Consider the following 19,207-nt stretch of genomic DNA (forward strand, 5'->3'; position numbering starts at 1 on the left):
AAAGGAATATGTCGGAACGAAAGCTGCGCATCGGATGCGCGTCGGGCTTCTGGGGCGATACGCCGGAAGCGATCGGTCAACTGGTTTCAAAGGGCGAGATCGACTATCTGGTGTTTGACTATCTGGCAGAGGTGACAATGTCGCTGATGGCGCGGGCCCGCGCCAAAGCGCCCGAGTCGGGCTATGCGCCGGACTTCGTCAAGGCGCTGGCACCCTGGTTGCCGGATATCAAGGCAAAAGGGATCAAGGTCGTTGCCAATGCAGGGGGCGTGAACCCGCGTGGCTGCAGCGATGCGCTTGCCAAAGCCGCCGCCCAGGCCGGGATCGATCTGTCCATCGGAGTCGTGCTAGGCGATGACCTGTTGCCCAGGGCCGATGAAATTCGCAAAAACGGTCAGACGGAAATGTTCTCGGGTGTCGCATTTCCAGATGATATCTGGAGCATGAATGCCTATCTGGGTGCCCGCCCCATCGCTGCCGCGCTGGATGCCGGGGCCGACATCGTGATCACCGGACGCTGCGCCGACAGCGCGGTCGCGCTTGGTCCCCTGATGCATGAATACGGCTGGGGCGACGATGACTGGGACAAGCTCAGCCAGGGATCGCTGGCCGGCCACCTGATCGAATGCGGGCCCCAGGGAACCGGCGGCAACTTCACCGACTGGCAGGACGTGCCGGGTTGGGACAATATGGGCATGCCCATCGTCGAGGTGTCCGAAGACGGCAGTTTCATCATGACCAAGACGCCTGACACCGGCGGGCTGGTCGTGCCCGGGTCAGTCGGAGAGCAGATGCTCTATGAAATCGGGGACCCGCGCGCCTACCTGTTGCCCGACGTGATCTGCGACTGGTCCGGGGTCACCCTGGAACAGGTCGGACCCGACCGGGTGCTGGTCAAGGGCGGCAGGGGGCTTGGGCGCACCGACAGCTACAAGGTGTCGGCGACCTATGCCGATGGCTGGCGCGCGGTCTCTACCCTGACACTGGCTGCGATTGACGCACCCGCCAAGGCCGAACGTGTGGCCGAGGCGATCCTGACCCGCTGTCGCCGGATTTTCCGCGACCGCAACATGGGAGATTTCCGGCAGGTCAGCGTCGAGGTGCTGGGGGCCGAGGCGGCCTATGGCGCAAATGCGCGCGCCCGGACCCGCGAGGTGGTGCTCAAGATCGGCGCGGTCCATGACGATCGCGCCGCGCTGAACATTTTTGCCGGCGAAATCGCACCGATGGCGATTTCGACCGCGCAGGGTCTGACCGGGTTCTTCGCCGGACGGCCAAAGGTGCAGCCGGTGGTCCGTCTATTTTCCTTCCTTCAGAGCAAGGCCGAAACCCCCGTCGCGGTCGAGGTCGACGGCAAGGATGTGCCCGTGAGCGTGGCCACTACGCCAGTCCACCTTGATCCGCCTGCCGCACCGCCCGCAGATAGCCGCGAGCCCGGTCCGGACGTTGTCAAGGTCCGCCTCGTCGATTTGGCCTGGGGCCGCTCGGGCGACAAGGGGGACATCGCCAATATCGGCATCCTCGCGCGCAAGCCGGACTACCTGCCATATATCCGCTCGGCTCTCAGCGAAGAGGTGGTGAAGGACTATTTCTCCCATGTCTGCGACGGCAGGGTAGAACGGTTCGACTTGCCTGGAAGCCATTCGCTGAATTTCCTGTTGCATGAATCGCTTGGCGGTGGCGGCATCGCCTCGGTCCGCATAGACCCGCAGGGCAAAGGGTTCGCGCAGATGCTGCTTGATATCGAAATTCCCGTGCCAGCCGATCTGGCCGCACGTGACGGACTGAATGCCGCGGCCCGGAACTAAGAGGACGACACCATGACCATTTCGAAACTCCTGGTCGCCAATCGGGGCGAGATCGCGGCGCGCGTGTTGCGCACCGCTAAGGCCCGCGGGCTTGCGACTGCCGTGTTTCGTCATGTCGCCGAGCAAGAGGGGCCGGCGCATCTGATCGCAGATGAGGTCGTGATGATCGAGGGCCCGACGCCCGTGGCCGCCTATCTCGATATTCCTCAGATCGTCGAAGCCGCCAAAGGGATCGGCGCGGACGCGGTTCATCCCGGCTATGGCTTTCTGTCAGAGAATGCCGGTTTTGTCGCGGCGCTGGAAAAAGCCGGAGTGACCTTTGTCGGCCCGACGTCCGAGGTCATCGACCTGATGGGGGACAAGGTCCGCGCCCGCGCCTTTGTCGAGGAACGCGGGTTTCCCGTCGCCCCCTCGGCCATCGAGGATGATGATCCGGCGAGCTTTGTCGAACGCGCCCGCGCCGTTGGCTATCCGCTGCTCATCAAGCCCTCGGCCGGCGGTGGCGGCAAGGGCATGCGCGTCGTACGCGAGGACAGCACGCTGGAGACCGAAATCGAAACCGCGCGCCGCGAAGGCGAACGATATTTCGGCGACGGGCGGCTTTTCGTCGAACGCTATATCGAACGCCCGCGCCATATCGAGGTGCAGGTGATGGGCGACGGACAGGGCAACGTGGTCCATTTCTGGGAACGTGAATGTTCGATCCAGCGCCGGTTCCAGAAGATTATCGAGGAAACGCCGTCACCGGCGCTGACCCCCGAGCAACGGGATGAGATCTGCGAGACCGCTGCCGGAATTGCCCGCGCCGTCAAATACCGCGGGGCAGGGACTGTCGAATTCATCTATGCACAGGATGGGGCCTTTTATTTCCTGGAAATGAACACCCGCCTTCAGGTCGAACATCCGGTGACCGAGATGGTGACCGGCTTCGATCTGGTTGCCGAGCAGCTGCGTGTCGCGGCGGGCAAGGGCTTGAGCGCCGCGCAGGCGGATATTCCCCAAACCGGACACTCTATCGAACTGCGCATCTGTGCTGAGGATGCGACGGTCGATTTTCGCCCCGCGGTCGGCGATATCCTGCTGCTGGACGAACCCACTGGGCCCGGCGTGCGGGTGGACAGCGGCATTCTGGACGGTGGCAAGGTAACGACCGACTTTGATCCGATGTTGTCCAAGCTGATCGTGCATGGCCAGGATCGCGCGCAGGCCATCGCCCTCGCGCGGCAAGCGGTGCAAGACTATGTAATTCTCGGGGTGACGACCAACACCGGCTATCTGGATGCAATCCTTGCGCATCCGGATTTTGCCTCGGGCGACATTTCGACGGGATTCCTGGCTGAACAATCCGAAACGCTGACCGCGCCGGGCGAAGATGTCTCTGACTTGCTGATGGCGGCGGCGGCCCTATCGGACGAGCGCCTGGTGAGTGAGGTCATGCAGATACCGGAAATGTATCGCAAGATGGGTGGGTGGAGAAACTGATGCAACGGATTTTTCAGATCGACGGAGAAGAGACTGATTGCTGGCTGGGTCATGATGGCAGCCGGTTCGTGCTCAATACCCCCACTGGCGCTGTTGCCTGCCAATTGGACCCGACGGGTCTGCCGGGCGGTTACAAGCTGCGGGCCAAGGGTGTTGTGCGCGAATTGCGACTGGCCGTGGGGCCGGAAGTAACTTTTGTGCACATGGACGGGCGAACCTACGAAGTCGGACGGGTTGATCCCGCCGAACGCCTGGCCGGCAGCGACGGTGGCGCGAGCGACGACCGATTGGTGGCGCCCATGCCGGGTGTCGTGGTGTCGGTTGCGGTCAAACCCGGCGATGCGGTTAAGGAAGGCCAGCCGCTTTTGGTGATCGAAAGCATGAAGTTGGAAACCACACTGGTGGCGCCGCGCAGCGGGGTTGTTGCCGAAATGCCATTCGCCGTAGGCGACAGTTTTGGTCTGAAAGACATCCTAGCCCAATTGGCCCCGGAGGAGGAGTGACAATGCGCAGGATTGAAAGTCAGATCGACACCAATGCCGCCGACTACAAGGCAAATTATGCCGCCATGTCTGAACGGCTTAAGGAATTCCACGCCCGCCAGCACGCGGCGCGTTTCGAACGCCCCCAGCGCGATATCGACCGCCTTGCCCGCCAGAACAAACTGGGCGTGCGCGAGCGGTTGAAACTGCTGCTGGACCCCGGCACTCCGTTTTTGGAATTTTCAACCCTGGCGGCCTGTCGTGAATATGACGGGGTGGTGCCCGGCGCAGGCGTGGTTACGGGGATCGGCATCGTGCAAGGCCGCGAGGTCGCCATCCACGCCAACGATGCCAGCGTCAAGGGCGGTGCCTGGTATCCGCATACCGTGAAAAAGATCGTGCGCCTACTGGATGTCGCCTTGGAAAACCGCCTGCCGGTCATCCATATCTGCGACAGCGCGGGCGGTTTCCTGCCGCTGCAGCACGGGGTGTTTCCCGACCGGTATCTGGGTGGGCGGGTGTTCCGCAACCAGGTCAAGCTGAGCCAGGCCAATATCCCGCAGATTGCCGTGGTCGGCGGACACTGCACGGCTGGCGGTGCCTATGTGCCGACGCTGAGCGACTACAACATCATCATCGAAGGCACAGGCGCGATTTTCCTTGGCGGCCCTCCGCTGGTCAAAGCGGCCACCGGCGAGGAGGTCGGCGTTCAGGAACTGGGCGGGGCGGTCATGCACACCTCGGTATCGGGCACCGGCGACTATCGCGCTGCGACCGAACAACACGCCTTTTCACTGGCGCGCGAAATTGTCAGCCAGTGGAAACGTATGCCAAAAACAATCATCGAAACCGCGTCCTATGAAGAGCCTTTCTATGACCCGAAGGAACTTTACGGGATCATTCCAAAGGACCGGAAAACCCAGTTCGACATGCGCGAGGTTCTGGCCCGGATCGTGGACGGATCACGCTTTCACGAATACCAGCCGGACTATGGCACCACGATGGTGTGCGGCTTTGCCCATATCTGGGGTTACAAGGTCGGCATCCTTGCCAACAATGGGGTTTTGTTCAACGACAGTTCGCTCAAGGCGGCGCATTTCATGCAGCTTTGCAATCAGAACCGGACGCCCCTGGTCTTCTTCCAGAACATCACCGGCTACATGGTCGGCCGCGAATATGAAGAGCGCGGCATCGCCAAGGACGGCGCCAAGATGCTGATGGCGCAGGGCGGCTCGGTCGTGCCGAAGTTCACAGTGATCGCCAATGCGTCTTACGGGGCCGGCAACTACGGGATGTGCGGACGGGCCTGGGACGCGCGCACGCTGTTCATGTGGCCCCAGGCCGAGATCGGCGTGATGGGGGCGGATCAGGCCGCAAATACCATGGCGGACGTCAAGATCCGGCAGCTTCAGCGCGAAGGCAAAGAGCTGACTGAAGAAGAAATCGCCGCGATCCGCGAACCGGTGCTGGAAAAATACAAGCGCGATGTCGAGGCCTATACCTCGACCTCGGAATTGTGGGACGACGGCATCCTCGACCCGGCGGACACGCGCAACGCGCTTGGAATATCTATATCCGCCTCGCTCAATGCACCGATCGACGATCCGCACTACGGGATCTTCCGTCTGTAACGGCTTGAGGGGCTCGGGCGATACACCGGGAAACGGTCGTGTCGCCCGTTTTCAGATAGGTCCTGCCGCTTCGGGCCGCTTCTTAAACCCGCCCCGGTCCGGTGCCTGGAGAGGTCAGGACGATGTCCGCCGCGCCTCCTGAATGGAGACGACGTCAGAGGCCACCATCCCGGGCCGGTCTGCCTCGACCGCCTTCAGCGGTTCGACCGGCGTCAATCCGGCCAGACAGTCGCGCGCAAGTTGCTGGTATTCCGCGGTGCCGCGTGTTTTCCACGCGACTTCTTTCTCGCTGACCTCGCGGATCACCTTTGCCGGCGATCCCACCACCATCGAACGCGGCGGAATCACGGTTTCGCCACGCACAAACGCCTGCGCGCCGACAATCGATTCCGCCCCTAGCTCTACACCATCCATAATGACGGAATTCATTCCGACCAGAGCGTTCCGGCCAATTGTGCAGCCGTGCAGGATCGCGCCATGGCCGATGTGACCGTCGGTTTCCACGACGGCGTCGCGGCCGGGAAAGGAATGGATGATGCAGTTATCCTGAACATTGGCTCCATCCCCGATCACGATTCTGCCGAAATCGCCCCGCAGGCTTGCGCCGGGTCCGATGTAGCATCCATGACCCAAGATGACATTTCCGATCAGAACGGCCTGAGGATGGACATATGTATCATCGGGAACAACGGGTATAAACCCTTTGAATTCATAGCAATGCGCCATTTTTCTTGCCCTTTCGTAGTCTGTAAACCAATGGTCGCGAAATCCAGACATCCCAAATGCATCATTCGCTGTGTCAGGCCATGGTCAGACTCAGAGGTCTGGACCGAAAATTGCCCGGACTTCCGAGACAGGCAGCGCGAACAACCAAACATATGTTAGAAACTTCGACAAGCACCATACTCCACAGTGTGATCGTGTTGACAGGTCCGCGTGGCGTCATGTAAATTCTAACAAACGGTAGAAAATGCAATGGCACTTGTATAATTCAGGCCAGTCCAAACCTGAGAGAGAGAAATGTCAGATAAAGCCTATGTCGTCGGCGTCGGGATGGTCCCGTTCCAGAAGCCGGGGAAATCCGAGAGCTACGATGTGATGGCAACCGCGGCGACCCGGTCCGCTCTGGCCGACGCGGGTCTGGACTACGACAAAATCCAACAGGCCTATGTGGGCTATGTCTATGGCGACAGCACTTGCGGCCAGCGCGCCCTGTACCATGTTGGAATGACCGGCATCCCGGTTCTGAATGTGAACAACAACTGCTCGACGGGGTCGTCCGCCCTGTTCCTGGCGCGTCAGGCCGTGGAAAGCGGCGCGGTGGAATGTGCTCTGGCGCTTGGGTTCGAGCAGATGCAGCCCGGCGCAATCGGTGCAATGTTCCATGACCGGGTCAGCCCGTTTGCAGCTTTCGACGCAGAAACCGACGAACTGGTTGGCAGTGCCGAGATCCCACTGGCACTGCGGTACTTCGGCGGTGCGGGCAAGGCGCATATGGACGAGTTCGGCACCCCCCTGGAAACCTTCGCAAAAATCCGCGCCAAGGCCAGCCGACATGCGGCCAAAAATCCGGTTGCCCTGTTCCGGCAGGAGGTGACGGCGGAAGACGTCATGGCCGCCCAGGTCGTCTGGCCCGGCGTCATGACCAAGCTCATGGCCTGTCCGCCAACCTGTGGCGCGGCCGCCGCGATCATTTGTTCCAAGGAATTCGCCGACAAGCACGGACTGGACAGTTCGGTTCGGATCTCGGCGCAGGCCATGACGACGGACGGCCCGGAAACTTTCGAAGCCCATGACATGCGCGAAGTGGTCGGCTTTTCGATGGCCAAGCGCGCCGCCGATCAGGTCTACGAGGCGGCGGGCATCGGGCCTGAGGACGTGGATGTGGTCGAACTGCACGACTGTTTCGCCCACAACGAGCTGATCACCTATGAAGCGCTTGGTCTTTGCGGTCGCGGCGAAGCGGCGAAATTCGTTGATGATGGCGACAACACCTACGGCGGAAAATACGTGACCAACCCGTCGGGCGGCCTTTTGTCCAAAGGCCATCCGCTTGGGGCGACCGGCCTAGCGCAATGTACCGAGCTCGTTCAGCAGCTTCGCGGCCAGGCAGATGCGCGCCAGGTTGATGGCGCACGTCTGGCGCTTCAGCACAATCTGGGCCTCGGCGGGGCCTGCGTCACCACGCTTTATGAAAAAGCCTGATAGCGCCTTTCGGGAGGAATCAATATGACTGGAAAACTCGACGGGCGCGTGGCGCTGGTCTCGGGCTCGGGCCGGGGCATTGGCCACGAAATCGCTCTCAAACTGGCCTCGGAAGGGGCCCGGCTGGTGATCAACGATCTGGATGCCGATCCGGCCAATGAAACCGCCGAGGCGGTGCGCGCAACGGGAGCCGAGGCCGTGGTCTGTGTCGGCAGCGTCACCGAGGACGGTTTTGCCGAACGGTTCATCAAGGCCGGCATGGACAGCTTTGGCGGGCTGGACATCATCGTGAACAATGCGGGCTATACTTGGGACAGCGTCGTTCAGAAAATGACCGACGAACAATGGCAGGCGATCATCGACGTTCACCTGACGGCCCCCTTCAGGATCCTGCGCGCCGCGCAGCCGGTGATCAGCGCCAAGGCCAAGGAAGAGGCCGCCGCCGGACAGGAAGTGTTCCGCAAGGTGGTCAACATCTCGTCCATCGCAGGGACCGGCGGCAATGCTGGCCAGATCAACTATTCCGCCGCCAAGGCCGGCATTCTGGGTGTCACCCGGACGATGGCCAAGGAATGGGGCCGCTACAAGGTCAACGTCAATGCCGTGGCTTTCGGCCCGATCCGCACCCGCCTGACCGAGGGCAGCGCCGACGGAGACAGCACGATCCAGGTCGAGGAAAAAGAGATCAAGGTCGGCGTGAATCCCGACCTTCTAACCCAGATGGAGCGCATGATCCCGCTAGGCCGGGTCGGCACGCCGGAAGAGGCAGCCGGTGCCGTCTATCTGTTCTGTGCACCCGAATCGAACTTCATTTCCGGGCAGCACATCATCTGCGGCGGCGGTTTCGTGATCTAAAGCATTTGCCCGGAGCCGATAACGGGGTCCGGGCAAGCACATTGTTGTCTGGGCGGCCTCTTGGCGGTCGCCCATGCGGAATTTCCCGCAAACTCCAATCGGGCACGATTAAGACGATTGACTCACTTGCGCTATTGACCTAACAGTCGTTAGTTAGGCGCTGAGGCGAAACGAAGGTCTATGGCACAAAGCACTGCAAGCAAAGTCAACGAGACATCGCGCAGCGCGGTCGGACGGGACGGGGTGCTGGACATTGCCGCGCGGCTTTTCCGCGAACAAGGCTACGGGTCCGTTTCGCTCCGAAAAATTGCCGAGGCCGCCGGGATCAAGGCGGGTAGCATATACTATCATTTCGGTTCCAAGGACGAGATCGTCGCGGCCGTTCTTGATGCAGGGATTCGGGTCGTTCACGCGAGTATGAGAGACGCCATCACCGACCTGCCAGCCGATACCGATGGCGAAACGATCCTGCGCTCTGCGATCCGGGCGCATTTGCGCGCGCTTCTTGATGTGAGCGATTATACATCGGCGAATGTGCGTATTTTCGGGCAGGTGCCGCAATCCGTCCGGGATGCCAACTTGCCCACGCGCAGGGCCTATGAGGCAGAGTGGGACAGTCTTCTGTCCCAGCTTAAGAAAGATGGCACGCTGAAGCAAGACGTCGATATCCGTCGCCTGCGCCTGATGCTGATCGGTACATTGAACGCCACGCTCGATTGGTTCGACCCGGACCGCGGTAGCGCCGATGCGTTGTCACGCACCTATGCCGATGTGTTCCTCAACGGGATACTCCAAAGACAGGATACCTAACTTCATGGCACGTCTTGAAACAGCGGTGCTGACCGCATCAGAGACCTACACCCGCAACCACGCCGCACAAAGCGAGCGCGTCGAAATGCTGCGCGCGCGGATCGCCGAAGCAACGGCTGGCGGCCGCCCCGACATGGTCGCGCGGCATCGCAAGCGCAGCAAGCTGTTGGTTCGCGAACGGATCGACCTGCTGGTGGATACGGGCACTGCGTTTCTTGAGCTGTCGTCGCTTGCCGCCTACGGTCAATACGGGGGCGAGGTGCCCGGTGCGGGAATCGTGACCGGTATCGGGATCGTCCACGGGCTTCCCTGCGTTGTGATCGCCAACGATGCGACAGTGAAGGGTGGGTCTTTCTATCACGAAACCGTGCAGAAACACATCCGCGCCCAGGAAATCGCAGCCGAGAACCGGCTGCCCTGCCTCTATCTGGTGGATTGCGGCGGTGCCTATCTGCCAGAGCAGGACCGGGTTTTCCCCGATGCCCGCCATTTCGGCAATTCCTTTTATCGTCAAACCAACATGTCCGCGAGCGGCCTGCCGCAGATCTCGGCGGTCTTTGGAGGCTGCACGGCCGGTGGGGCCTATATCCCGGCCCTGTCGGACGAAGTCATCATGGTACGCGGCAATGCACGCATCCATCTGGGCGGCCCCTCGATCGTCAAGGTGGCGATCAACGAAGAGGTTGATGGAGAAACATTGGGGGGGGCCGAGATGCATTCGCGCGTCTCCGGTGTGTCTGACCATCTGGCCGAGGACGAGTATCATGCGCTTGCTCTGATGCGCGACATCGTATCCGAACTGGGCCTGTCGCGCCCGATGGGTCCCGATGCAACCTGCGCGCCGCCGGCGCGCAACCCAGAGGAACTGCTTGGCGTCATCAGCGCCGATCGCAAACAGCCCTATGACATGCGCGAGGTTCTGCTGCGCATGATCGACGCCGGCGAATTCCGCGAATTCAAGCCCGGATGGGGTGAGACGCTGGTCTGCGGCACCGCGCGGATTCACGGCTATCGAGTGGGCATTCTCGCAAATAATGGGGCGCTTGTGTCCAACAGTTCGCTCAAGGGCGCGCAATTCGTGTCGATGTGCGATCAACGCAACATACCGCTTTTGTTCCTCCACAACATCTCGGGCTTCATGGTCGGCACCGAAGCCGAGCGCGGCGGCATTGCCAAAGACAGTGCCAAGCTGGTCTATGCCATGTCGGTTGCCAAGGTGCCGCGCCTGTCGGTCCTCTTGGGCGGCTCATACGGGGCAGGCAACTACGGCATGTGCGGACGTGGTTTCGCCCCGAATTTTCTCTTTGCCTGGCCCACGGCGGAACTGGCCACCATGTCTGCCGACATCGCCACAAATGTGATGCTGGAACTGCGCCGCCAGAAAGGGGGCGACCCGGGCAAGATGGAGGCCGACATGAAGCTGATCGAGGAGCAGGTTCGGGCCCAGTATGCTGAACAGTCCGATCCCTATTATGCCACCTCGCGGCTTTGGGATGACGGGCTGATCGAACCCGCGCAAACCCGCGATATCCTTGGCCTGTGCCTGGCCATCGTGACATCGGTGCCCGAAGCCGGTCGCCATACGCCTGTATTCAGAATGTGAGGCTTCAAGTTGACCAATACCTACAACACGATCCTTGTCGAAACTGATGCGCGCGGCGTCGCCACGCTGACGCTCAACCGCCCCGACAAACACAACGCGCTGAATGGCGAATTGATCGCAGAGCTATACGATGCCGCAGAAAAGCTGGCTGCAGATGACGATGTGCGTATTGTGGTCCTGACCGGCGCGGGCAAGAGCTTCTGCGCGGGCGGCGATTTCAACTGGTTCGCCTCTAACGTCAAGAAAACCCGTAGTGAAAGGGTCGCACAAAGCGCCACGCTGGCGCTGCTGTTGCGCCGTCTTGACACGCTGCCTAAGCCCTTGATCGGGCGGATCAACGGCCCGGCCTACGGTGGCGGTGTCGGCATGATCTCCGTCTGCGACTACACCATCGGCGCCGAAGACGCGCGCTTCGGTCTGACCGAGGTCAAACTGGGCCTTCTGCCCGCGAATATATCGCCTTATGTGGTGGCCCGCATCGGCAAGGTGCATTCGCGTGAAACCATGCTGTCGGGGGCGTTGTTCGACACGGTCCGTGCCGAGCGGATCGGTCTGTTGACCGAAGTTGTCGCGCCGGCCGACCTGGACGCCACGGTGAACCGGTTGGTGCATGATCACCTTCAGGCCGCGCCGGGTGCCGTGGCCGATACCAAGGCGCTGATCGCCTATGTCGCGTCCCACGATCTGGAGACCAACATGATCTACACCGCCGACCGGCTGGCCGATGCGTGGGAGACGGAGGAAGGTATCGAAGGCATCAACAGCTTCATCAACAAGGGCGTTCCGTCATGGCGGGTGAAATGAGCTTCACCCGCGTTTTGATCGCCAACCGGGGCGAGATTGCCCGGCGCATCCAGCGCGGGTGCCGCAAACTGGGGCTGGAAAACGTAGCGGTGTTTTCGGACGCGGACCGCGACGCGCCCTTCGTGGCCGAGGCCGATCATGCCGTCTGCATCGGTGGGGCCGCCCCGTCGGACAGTTATTTGAACGTCGAGGCCATCCTTGAGGCCGCGCGGGCGACGGGCGCGGGTGCGGTGCACCCGGGCTATGGTTTTCTGTCTGAGAATGCCGGTTTCGCGGCGGCGGTCGAGGCGGCGGGCCTTGTGTTCATCGGGCCGGAACCCGACGCTATCGCGCGGATGGGCTCCAAGATCGAGGCCAAGGCTGCCGCCGAAGCCGCAGGCGTGCCCGTCCTGCCCGGCTATCGCGGCGAGGATCAGTCCGACGCGCGCCTGCTGCAAGAGGCCGAGGCGCTTGGCACCCCCTTTCTGGTCAAGGCCAGCGCCGGCGGCGGCGGACGCGGGATGCGGCTTGTCTCCGATCTGGGCGACGCACCCGAAGCGATTGCATCTGCCCGGGCCGAAGCGCAGAGCGCCTTCGGCGATCCGGCGGTGTTCCTCGAACGCTATGCGCCCCGTGCCCGCCACGTCGAAGTGCAGGTTCTGGGCGACACTCACGGCACCGTGCTGCATCTGGGCGACCGCGATTGTTCGCTGCAACGCAACCACCAAAAGCTGATCGAAGAAGCCCCCGCCGCCGATCTTCCCGAGGCTGTGCGCGACCGCATGCGTGCTGCAGCGGTGCGGTTGGCGCTGGCGATCGGCTATCGCTCCGCCGGGACGGTGGAATACCTCTATGACCCCGGGCGCGGTGAATACTACTTTCTGGAAATGAACACCCGCTTGCAGGTCGAACACCCCGTGACTGAGGCAATCACCGGCATCGACCTTGTTGAATGGCAGTTGCGCATCGCGCGGGGCGAGCCGCTGACACTGGCGCAATCGGATGTGAAATTCGACGGGCACGCGATTGAAATCCGCATCGCCGCCGAAAACCCGGCCGAGAATTTCCGCCCCGAAACGGGCGAGATCAGCCTTTGGGCTCCGCCCGCCGGCGTGCGGCTCGATACCGGGGTCGAGGCAGGCTCGGTCGTCAGCCACCATTACGATTCGATGATTGCCAAGCTGATCGTCCACGCGCCGGACCGGGCCGGTGCGATCCGTCAGGCGGTCGTCGCAATGGATGCCTTTGCCGTCGGTGGCGTCGGTCTGAACCTGGCCTATCAGCGCGCGTTGCTGACACACCCGGATTTTGAGGCGTTCCGTCACCATACCTCGGGCCTGCCCGAGATGTTTCCAGGCGGCTGGACTGAACCGTCCGCTGATCCCCGGGACATGGCCTTTGCCGCGATGGCGCTGCATCTGCGTCTCGTGCCGGCGGGCGCGTCGCCCTGGGAAAGCCTGGGGTCATGGCGACTCACAGCCCCTGCGAGACAGTCCGGCGCGGCCTTCTATTGGGACACAACCAAAGACGAACCGATCCGCATGAACGGCTCCGGGTCGGGGTTGACTGCCATTCAGCCGGACGGCCAGACCATCACGGTCGAGAGTGCCGCTTTAACAGGATGCCGACTGAGCGGACGCATCGATGGGGTTCCGTTTTCGCGCATCGCTTACGTCGTGCGCGCGCCGAGTCACTGGCGAGTGCACCTGCAAACCCCTGCTGGAATGACCGCGACAGACCTGCGTACGCTGGAAGACCAGCATCTGCAACGTGCCACCGGCGGGTCTGGCGTCGCTGACCTGTTGTCCGCACCCATGCCCGGCGCCGTGGCCGAGGTGCGCGTCGCACTCGGCGACCGCGTCAAAGCCGGTGACACCCTGGTGGTGCTTGAGGCCATGAAGCTGTTGCAAAGCCTGCCCGCGCCGGTCGCGGGCGTGGTGACTGAAATCTATTGTGCACCCGGCGATACGGTCGCCGGGCACGCCCCACTTATCAAACTCGATCCAGAGGAAAACACATGACCAGACAAGACAGCATTACTCAGGTCACCGGCCCGTTCAACGAAGACCTCGAGTTGATCCGCAACCAGTTGCGCCGGTTCATTGAAGCCGAGGTGATCGCCAAGGCCGAGCCTTGGGAGGAGGAGGGCAAGGTACCCCGCGACGTGCTGCGCCGGATGGGTGATCTCGGCGTGCTGGGGATGCGCTATGACGAACAGTATGGCGGCGCGGGGCTGGACGTGATGTCCAGCGTGGTTTTGGCCGAAGAGGTCGGGCGATCCACTTTCGGCGGGTTCTCGGCCACGGTTCTGGTCCACACCGACATGGCCTCGCCGCATCTGGAAAACGCCGGCACGCCCGAACAGAAGGCGCGCTGGATGCCGTCGATCGTCTCGGGCGAAATGATCACCGCCGTTGCTGTGACTGAACCGGGCGCGGGCTCGGACGTGGCCGGCATGCGCACCCGCGCGGTGCGGGACGGGTCGGACTGGGTGCTGAACGGCACCAAGATGTTCATCACCAACGGCGTGCATGGCGATCTCTACTTTGTCGGTGCCAAGACCGATCCCGATGCCAAGGGGTCGCGCGGGATCACCATGTTCGCGGTCGAAAAGGGCACGCCGGGCTTTTCGGTGGGCCGGGCGTTGAATAAGACCGGCTGGCTGTGCTCGGACACTGCCGAACTGATCTTCGAAGAAGTCCGCATCCCGACCGAAAACGTTTTGGGCGAGGTCAACCACGGCTTCTATTCGGTAATGAAGAACTTCCAGAACGAACGCATCGTGCTGGGTGCGATGGCCTGTGCCGAGGCGCAAACCGCGCTGGACATAACTGTGGATTACGTCAAGCAGCGCAAGGCCTTTGGCGGCGCTCTTTGGGACAAGCAGGCCGTGCGCCAGCGACTGGCCGACTGTCAGACGCGGATCGTGGCAGGGCGTCAGCTGGTCTATCACGCCGCCGGTTTGGATGCCGCGGGCCGTGACTGCGTGAAAGAGGTCTCGATGGTCAAAGCCTATTGCGGCGAACTGGTGAACAGCGTGCTCTATGACTGCGTCCAGTTTCATGGCGGTATGGGCTATATGCGCGAAACACCGGTGGAACGCATGTCACGCGATGCCCGTGTGCAGGCCATCGGCGGCGGGGCGAGCGAAGTCATGTTGGAAGAAGTCGCCAAGCGCATGTGAGCTTACTATCCAAAAAAGTAACAATCTACAGAAACAAGGACGAAAAAGATGAATCTGGAAACCACTCAAAGCCGATCAGTCGCAAGACTGACCCGAGAGATCTCGATAATACTCGTCGGCACAATTCTTCTGACAATATCCGCCAAAATCGTGGTGCCGTTCTACCCCGTACCTATGTCTACACAGACCTTGGTTGTCTTGGGTCTGGGTCTTTTCCTGGGGCCGGTGCGTAGTAGTCTTGTTGTTGTGACATACCTTTTTGAAGGTCTGCTTGGCCTGCCGGTCTTCGCAGGCACGCCTCCGGCTCCGGCAGGACTGGCATATATCGCGGGTCCCACAGGCGGATACCTGGTAGGCTTCGCACTTGCAGCGGCGGCTGCCGGTTGGGTTGTTCAAGCACTGCAAGGACTTTGGCCTTCATTCAGAGCATCTGTCGCGGTCTTTTCGGGCTCGATACTCATGTATTGCGCAGGGCTGTTCTGGTTGGGTGGCTTTGTCGGTTATGGCGAGGAATTGCTGAACGCCGGGCTTTACCCATTCCTGATCGGGGATCTGACGAAGGCGACAATTGCTGTAGTTCTGTATTCTGCTTACCATAATCGCCGCGCTGTGTGACTGCCAGCCCAAGACCGTATCAGACTGTTTTAGTCTCATACGGTCTTAGTCCGATATAAGTTGAAATGGTCCGATGCCAGATTTGGTAGGCACCGGACGCCAGCCTGAGGTTTCCGGCGCCATGCGAGAGCAACGCACAAAACTGTGCGAACCGGATTGTTCGCAATCAATAACTGGTCGCACACAATGAAAAGAAGCAGCATGTTTTTCTCAGAGCCGGAGCCTTGCCGCGCGAAGGGAGTCGAATTGGCCCCTGGAATTCTGAGGATCGTCGCGAACAATCCCGGAAAGATGACCTACCACGGGACAAATAGCTACATCATTGATACGCCTGATGGTCGGTTCATAATCGACCCCGGCCCAGCAGAAGACAGTACACATTTCGAGGCAATCATCGAAAATTTGGGGGCCAAACCATCCGGGATTCTGCTCACACACCACCATTCTGATCATTTTGGAGTCGTCCCAGCCCTGCGAGCACGGACAGACGCACCTGTTTATGCCTCACGGGCATTCCCTGACGATGCATTTCGACCTGACCGGTTTCTGGAGGACGGACAGGTCATTGCCGGTCTTACCGTCCTGCACACACCTGGTCACGCGAGCGACCACCTTTGTTTCGCGAGACCTGACGGAGTGCTCTTCACGGGCGACCACGTTATGAGCTGGAACAGTTCGATCGTCAGCCCCCCTGACGGAAACATGCACGACTACTGCGCGCAGCTACAGCGGCTGATTGAGCGCGACGATAGGATCTACTGTCCGGGGCACGGACCTATACTCCGGGATCCGCAACCTTACGTCAAACGGTTGCTTTCCAACCGCATGCGTCGCGAGGCGGAGATCCTCGCCCACCTCTCAAACACCCCGGGTTCGGTCCAGAATATCGCCGCTTCCGTCTACCAGAAAACCGACCCACATATCGCAATGGCCGCAGAACGAAACGTTGCGGCGCATCTGGAGAAGCTGTTGTCTGAGTCGCGGGTGGTACAAGATGGCGGAGTCTGGAAATTAACATAAGACGCGTTATGCGACTAGCAACAAAACATTGAAATCATTTGAATTTCGCCCTCTACCTCCTCCCTGTGGGCGAACCTCTGGCGGCATCGGCTTTGCCGATGCCGCCTCTTTCACCGGGCTAGGATCGGATACGGCCGGTGCGTAGCGAGACGCTCTTGCAGCCAATCAATCCTTAAGAAAAAATGAAGGTACACAAGAACCAGTGAGTGTTAACAAGGAAGAAGCGGCTCCGGTCGCTCGACTGATCTGTAGTCGCATCAACCGGACGGTTGGCTGGGTTTATCGGTGGAACACGTCCGAGCTGTCGATCCTCTGGATCGGCGCCGCCCGCACCGCAGACCACATCGATCCACCTCTGCGCCCGGACATGCTTGCAGCTGCACAGGCCGTTACTTCGGATGAGGTAACACGCTTCCTGGAAAAGCTGTCGCGCGGGTGAACGATCTCATAATAGTCGCTCCATGTGCGATCGGCGGAATAATAGCGACAGACAAATTGACCCCCAAACAATAGTATATTATTGCAGGGTGCAGATTCGACCGTCAGCCGACTGAGTTCCTCGTCATGCGCAGTTTTCTTCGTCATTTTGCCTTCGCAACGATTGTGAGCACGGCTTCCCTCTTCGGCGCCTCGACCAATGCGTCGGCCCAGACCTACCCGATCGATTGCGCCATCCTACTCTGCCTCTCCGGCGGCTGGCCGGCATCAGAGCCCTGCTCCCGGGCGCGTGCAGAGTTCATCCGCCGGATCACGCCGTGGCCTGTCGAGCCCCCGCTGCAGATCTGGCGTTGCCCCATGGGGGCCTCCTTCAAACCTGAAGACGGTCCCGGTCGCACTCCGCGTGTCTTTGACATCCTCTTCTCCAACGCTGCTCCTCTGCCTCAGAGCCTTGCGGAATCTGACCCCGAGAAAGCTGACACCCTCTTGCCCGTCGTCCTGCGGTCGCAAGGTGTCCACCCCCTACCCCATCCTGACGGGTTCGCATTGCATCTGATCCAGGACCGCGCAGACATCGACATTAGTGGACCGGACTTCAATTTCGTCCGTTCTATCCGTGTCTACGATGTGCGTTACGCACGCCAAAACGAGTCCCGTGACAGCGATTGCAGCCGTTACGAATCCGTCCTTATCGGCACCTATGGAATCCAGGGCGATTTTTCCTGGTCTCGTTCGTCCGTCGCGGCGTTGCCCGAGGCCCATGTCGGCTTGGAACGTTGGGGCGATCATTGTCCCTCCATCTATCACCGCTCGGTCTTCGTCGACTGGCGCGACTACGAGGGCAATTACGGGTTCGAGCAGGTGAATTACTGAGCCGTTTGCCTCTGCGCCAAACCTGTACCAAAGACCGTGCATCGCAGCGCCCCATAACAATTCGTTTTTATCATTGCCCTTCGGTCCCACCGGGGCTTGATCTCGTCATACCGTCCGAGGCGACAAGCCAATCGCCTCGTCCTAAATCCGGTGATCGAGTTCCGTCGCCGCCTCGGCTGCCGCCAATAGCGTAACCGCATCGATCTGCAGAGCACGAGCGAGTACGATCAACTCAACCACGTCGACCCTACGCTCTCCGCTTTCCAGACGGGCGACGAAGGACTGGTGACATCTCAGACGCAAAGCGAGCTCCGCCTGCGTTAAACCAGCCACCTTCCGCGCCGCAATCAAAGCGTCGCGAAGTGCCTCATGTCCCGAACTCCTGATCGTTTTCGCCACGTGTCACAAACCTCTTGTGACAGGGCTAATCTACTTTATAGATTATCTAAAAAGTGGATAATGGGTATTTACTTGATGATAGAGACTCCGAATTGCTCGCCGCCGATACGGACGGTTATCACAAGACGGCGGCCCTTCGAAAAGGTCGCGGCCAATTCACTCGTCCATCAACTCCAGGAAACGCCCGTAGTCCTGGCTCACCTCCCGCGCCTCTTCGAACGCCCGGGCGCGCTCAACTTCAAGGCACCGAAAGTAGCTTTGGATGTCCTGGATGTAGAGTTCAAAGTCGCTGCGGATGAGATCGACATAGTCCCGCGCGGCTTGAGAATCGCTTGGCACGAACGGCCTGGGCGGCGGCAAACAGGACGCGGCGGAGACTTCGCCTGCCAGGCACGCGACCAGAAGTATAGCTTGTGCCATGATCGACACGCACAACCTGAAGGCGTCCAAGCCCCTTATTTTCTTGATCAAATGCATGGGAACCGTCTATTCGTCAATTGAGCAACAATCCGCTTGTCGCATCAAAAGTTTATCTTGTGCGCCAATACTATATCATCGTATGCCTGGACTTCAACACCTGAAGCCTGGTCATTCGCCCTATTGGAGAACGTGATCCGGGTGATGGACCTAGAAAAAGAAGCCCCGAATGTGGTCACCGAACCCAGATTCCGCGATCTGGTCGCCAGCGGCTATCGCGTCGAAGTTGTCTGCAAGGAAGACGCCTTCAAGAAAGGCCCCAACTGGCATGGGGTCTGGATCATGCGCGCCGTCAGCGACGATGGGATCGAGAAACTTCTGGTCACGGCCCGGACCCGAACCTCGCGCAACGACATCAAGATCCGCGAGATCAAGACCGTCACCGGGGTCATCTCCTTCCTGCAAGGGATCGGTTTCTCGCACGCCGACGTGCCTCTGGAAGAGGGCAAGCGGACGGTTCACAAACTCTCCAGCGAAGAGATGGCTGCCAGCCGGGCTTAGCGCCCTTTTCCTTTCCTACCTGGGCCTCCCGGCATCGGCAG

The 19,207-nt window shown here is 60.7% G+C and carries 19 protein-coding genes; 16 read left to right on the forward strand and 3 right to left on the reverse strand.

What is annotated here, in order from left to right:
• Positions 1-8 precede the first annotated feature (8 nt).
• The 4 genes from G455_RS0111925 to G455_RS0111940 are packed head-to-tail and all read left to right on the forward strand — an operon-like array spanning position 9 to position 5,403.
• Entirely contained in the window at positions 9-1,808 is a 1,800-nt protein-coding gene (locus tag G455_RS0111925; RefSeq protein ID WP_028093922.1) for an acyclic terpene utilization AtuA family protein, read from the forward strand.
• Between the two features lie 12 nt (positions 1,809-1,820).
• A complete protein-coding gene (locus G455_RS0111930; RefSeq protein ID WP_028093923.1) occupies positions 1,821-3,290 on the forward strand; it encodes an acetyl-CoA carboxylase biotin carboxylase subunit in 1,470 nt (489 codons plus the stop codon).
• Positions 3,290-3,793 carry an acetyl-CoA carboxylase biotin carboxyl carrier protein subunit gene (locus tag G455_RS0111935; RefSeq protein WP_229861756.1) on the forward strand — a complete coding sequence of 168 codons (504 nt, stop codon included), beginning with the start codon at positions 3,290-3,292 and terminating at the stop codon, positions 3,791-3,793. The genes G455_RS0111930 and G455_RS0111935 overlap by 1 nt, the downstream gene beginning before the upstream one ends.
• 2 nt (positions 3,794-3,795) lie before the next feature.
• On the forward strand, positions 3,796-5,403 hold the full coding sequence (locus G455_RS0111940) for an acyl-CoA carboxylase subunit beta (RefSeq protein WP_028093925.1): 1,608 nt from the start codon (positions 3,796-3,798) through the stop codon (positions 5,401-5,403).
• Positions 5,404-5,517: 114 nt separating this feature from the next.
• Here G455_RS0111940 and G455_RS0111945 read toward each other — a convergent pair whose 3' ends face one another.
• Complete coding sequence (locus tag G455_RS0111945) at positions 5,518-6,180, reverse strand: acyltransferase (protein ID WP_229861757.1); 663 nt, start codon at positions 6,178-6,180, stop codon at positions 5,518-5,520.
• 243 nt (positions 6,181-6,423) lie between these two features.
• Here G455_RS0111945 and G455_RS0111950 point away from each other — a divergent pair, with 243 nt between their 5' ends.
• From G455_RS0111950 to G455_RS0111995, 11 genes are all read left to right on the forward strand, one after another.
• Positions 6,424-7,608: a lipid-transfer protein gene (locus tag G455_RS0111950; protein ID WP_028093927.1), complete on the forward strand. Its 1,185-nt coding sequence runs from the start codon at positions 6,424-6,426 to the stop codon at positions 7,606-7,608.
• A 24-nt stretch (positions 7,609-7,632) separates the two neighbouring features.
• The gene (locus G455_RS0111955; protein WP_028093928.1) at positions 7,633-8,463 is read left to right on the forward strand and encodes an SDR family NAD(P)-dependent oxidoreductase; all 831 of its coding nucleotides are present in this window, start codon (positions 7,633-7,635) and stop codon (positions 8,461-8,463) included.
• A 180-nt stretch (positions 8,464-8,643) separates the two neighbouring features.
• Positions 8,644-9,273 carry a TetR/AcrR family transcriptional regulator gene (locus G455_RS0111960; RefSeq protein WP_028093929.1) on the forward strand — a complete coding sequence of 210 codons (630 nt, stop codon included), beginning with the start codon at positions 8,644-8,646 and terminating at the stop codon, positions 9,271-9,273.
• A 4-nt stretch (positions 9,274-9,277) separates the two neighbouring features.
• On the forward strand, positions 9,278-10,876 hold the full coding sequence (locus G455_RS0111965; RefSeq protein ID WP_028093930.1) for an acyl-CoA carboxylase subunit beta: 1,599 nt from the start codon (positions 9,278-9,280) through the stop codon (positions 10,874-10,876).
• Between the two features lie 9 nt (positions 10,877-10,885).
• Complete coding sequence (locus G455_RS0111970; protein WP_028093931.1) at positions 10,886-11,680, forward strand: crotonase/enoyl-CoA hydratase family protein; 795 nt, start codon at positions 10,886-10,888, stop codon at positions 11,678-11,680.
• A complete protein-coding gene (locus tag G455_RS0111975; RefSeq protein ID WP_229861758.1) occupies positions 11,677-13,680 on the forward strand; it encodes an acetyl/propionyl/methylcrotonyl-CoA carboxylase subunit alpha in 2,004 nt (667 codons plus the stop codon). The genes G455_RS0111970 and G455_RS0111975 overlap by 4 nt, the downstream gene beginning before the upstream one ends.
• Positions 13,677-14,843 (forward strand): acyl-CoA dehydrogenase family protein, encoded by a 1,167-nt coding sequence (locus G455_RS0111980; protein WP_035366643.1) that lies wholly within the window; start codon positions 13,677-13,679, stop codon positions 14,841-14,843. Before G455_RS0111975 ends, G455_RS0111980 begins: the two co-directional genes overlap by 4 nt.
• A gap of 48 nt (positions 14,844-14,891) precedes the next feature.
• On the forward strand, positions 14,892-15,458 hold the full coding sequence (locus G455_RS23930) for a biotin transporter BioY (protein WP_035366645.1): 567 nt from the start codon (positions 14,892-14,894) through the stop codon (positions 15,456-15,458).
• Positions 15,459-15,659: 201 nt separating this feature from the next.
• Positions 15,660-16,478, forward strand: coding sequence for an MBL fold metallo-hydrolase (locus G455_RS0111990; protein WP_028093934.1), 819 nt, complete (start codon positions 15,660-15,662; stop codon positions 16,476-16,478).
• A gap of 202 nt (positions 16,479-16,680) precedes the next feature.
• Positions 16,681-16,917 (forward strand): hypothetical protein, encoded by a 237-nt coding sequence (locus tag G455_RS26385; RefSeq protein WP_154664377.1) that lies wholly within the window; start codon positions 16,681-16,683, stop codon positions 16,915-16,917.
• A 125-nt stretch (positions 16,918-17,042) separates the two neighbouring features.
• A complete protein-coding gene (locus G455_RS0111995; RefSeq protein WP_189658333.1) occupies positions 17,043-17,789 on the forward strand; it encodes a hypothetical protein in 747 nt (248 codons plus the stop codon).
• A 141-nt stretch (positions 17,790-17,930) separates the two neighbouring features.
• On the opposite strand, the gene G455_RS0112000 is transcribed toward G455_RS0111995, so the two are convergent.
• Together G455_RS0112000 and G455_RS0112005 are read right to left on the reverse strand one after the other, a co-directional pair.
• Positions 17,931-18,188, reverse strand: coding sequence for a helix-turn-helix domain-containing protein (locus G455_RS0112000; protein ID WP_028093936.1), 258 nt, complete (start codon positions 18,186-18,188; stop codon positions 17,931-17,933).
• A gap of 156 nt (positions 18,189-18,344) precedes the next feature.
• Positions 18,345-18,608, reverse strand: a complete 264-nt coding sequence (locus G455_RS0112005) for a hypothetical protein (protein ID WP_189658334.1) — start codon at positions 18,606-18,608, stop codon at positions 18,345-18,347.
• 201 nt (positions 18,609-18,809) lie between these two features.
• Here G455_RS0112005 and G455_RS0112010 point away from each other — a divergent pair, with 201 nt between their 5' ends.
• Positions 18,810-19,166, forward strand: coding sequence for a hypothetical protein (locus tag G455_RS0112010; RefSeq protein ID WP_028093938.1), 357 nt, complete (start codon positions 18,810-18,812; stop codon positions 19,164-19,166).
• Positions 19,167-19,207 lie beyond the last annotated feature (41 nt).

This window comes from Pseudodonghicola xiamenensis DSM 18339 (genome assembly GCF_000429365.1).
Classification (GTDB): Bacteria; Pseudomonadota; Alphaproteobacteria; order Rhodobacterales; family Rhodobacteraceae; genus Pseudodonghicola; species Pseudodonghicola xiamenensis.

What these genes read in the sequence shown, in the direction of transcription:
- G455_RS0111925 (WP_028093922.1), top strand. Translation starts at nt 9, where the DNA reads ATGTCGGAACGAAAGCTGCGCATCGGATGCGCGTCGGGCTTCTGGGGC.
- G455_RS0111930 (WP_028093923.1), top strand. Translation starts at nt 1,821, where the DNA reads ATGACCATTTCGAAACTCCTGGTCGCCAATCGGGGCGAGATCGCGGCG.
- G455_RS0111935 (WP_229861756.1), top strand. Translation starts at nt 3,290, where the DNA reads ATGCAACGGATTTTTCAGATCGACGGAGAAGAGACTGATTGCTGGCTG.
- G455_RS0111940 (WP_028093925.1), top strand. Translation starts at nt 3,796, where the DNA reads ATGCGCAGGATTGAAAGTCAGATCGACACCAATGCCGCCGACTACAAG.
- G455_RS0111945 (WP_229861757.1), bottom strand. Translation starts at nt 6,180, where the DNA reads ATGTCTGGATTTCGCGACCATTGGTTTACAGACTACGAAAGGGCAAGA.
- G455_RS0111950 (WP_028093927.1), top strand. Translation starts at nt 6,424, where the DNA reads ATGTCAGATAAAGCCTATGTCGTCGGCGTCGGGATGGTCCCGTTCCAG.
- G455_RS0111955 (WP_028093928.1), top strand. Translation starts at nt 7,633, where the DNA reads ATGACTGGAAAACTCGACGGGCGCGTGGCGCTGGTCTCGGGCTCGGGC.
- G455_RS0111960 (WP_028093929.1), top strand. Translation starts at nt 8,644, where the DNA reads ATGGCACAAAGCACTGCAAGCAAAGTCAACGAGACATCGCGCAGCGCG.
- G455_RS0111965 (WP_028093930.1), top strand. Translation starts at nt 9,278, where the DNA reads ATGGCACGTCTTGAAACAGCGGTGCTGACCGCATCAGAGACCTACACC.
- G455_RS0111975 (WP_229861758.1), top strand. Translation starts at nt 11,677, where the DNA reads ATGAGCTTCACCCGCGTTTTGATCGCCAACCGGGGCGAGATTGCCCGG.
- G455_RS0111980 (WP_035366643.1), top strand. Translation starts at nt 13,677, where the DNA reads ATGACCAGACAAGACAGCATTACTCAGGTCACCGGCCCGTTCAACGAA.
- G455_RS23930 (WP_035366645.1), top strand. Translation starts at nt 14,892, where the DNA reads ATGAATCTGGAAACCACTCAAAGCCGATCAGTCGCAAGACTGACCCGA.
- G455_RS0111990 (WP_028093934.1), top strand. Translation starts at nt 15,660, where the DNA reads ATGTTTTTCTCAGAGCCGGAGCCTTGCCGCGCGAAGGGAGTCGAATTG.
- G455_RS0111995 (WP_189658333.1), top strand. Translation starts at nt 17,043, where the DNA reads ATGCGCAGTTTTCTTCGTCATTTTGCCTTCGCAACGATTGTGAGCACG.
- G455_RS0112005 (WP_189658334.1), bottom strand. Translation starts at nt 18,608, where the DNA reads ATGGCACAAGCTATACTTCTGGTCGCGTGCCTGGCAGGCGAAGTCTCC.
- G455_RS0112010 (WP_028093938.1), top strand. Translation starts at nt 18,810, where the DNA reads ATGGACCTAGAAAAAGAAGCCCCGAATGTGGTCACCGAACCCAGATTC.